Origin of the sequence: Streptomyces sp. WG5 (assembly GCF_049974565.1) — a bacterium.
Classification (GTDB): Bacteria; Actinomycetota; Actinomycetes; order Streptomycetales; family Streptomycetaceae; genus Streptomyces.
Genome location: NZ_JBNGGC010000163.1, coordinates 1 through 657 on the forward strand (window position 1 = coordinate 1; position 657 = coordinate 657).

A 657-nucleotide genomic window follows, 5' to 3' on the forward strand; every position below is an offset into this window, starting at 1 on the left:
CTCGACGGGGTCCGGGCGTTGGAAGCGGCCGGGGTCACCACGTACGTCGAACTCGGCCCGGACGGTGTGCTGTCGGCACTGGCCCAGGAGTGCGTCACAGCAGAAGCGGTGTTCGTCCCCGTCCAGCGTGCGGCCCGTCCCGAAGTCGAGAGCTTGGGCGCCGCACTCGCACAAGCCCATGTCAGAGGCCTCTCGATCGACTGGTACGCGTACTTCGCGGGCTCGGGCGCCCGGCGCGTGGACCTGCCGACCTATGCCTTCCAGCGCCGGCGGTTCTGGTTCGAGCCCTCCGCCGCGGTCGTCGGCAACGCGCCCGCCGTTGCGTCGGATTCCTGGTTCTGGGATGCGGTGGAGCGAGGGGACCTCGCGGCGCTGGCCGCCGCTCTCGACCCCGAGGACGAGGCCGCCTGGGGCAGTGTCCTGCCTGGCCTGGCGGCGTGGCGTCGCCAGGGTCGGGAGCGGTCGGAGGTGGACGGCTGGCGGTACCGGGTGGTGTGGAAGCCGCTGGGCGACGTCGCTACTGGTCGGCTGGCGGGGCCGTGGTTGGTGGTCGTTCCGGCCGGGAGTGACGTCGACGGGCCGGTGGTGGGTGCGCTGGCGGGGCGTGGTGCGGAGGTGCGGCGGGTCGAGGTCGAGTCGGGCGTGGATCGTGCGGCG

At 73.2% G+C, this 657-nt stretch carries 1 pseudogene; it reads left to right on the forward strand.

Features of this window, described 5'->3' with window-relative positions:
- Nucleotides 1-657, forward strand: a pseudogene (locus ACP4IX_RS36390) (type I polyketide synthase); the annotation flags it as partial.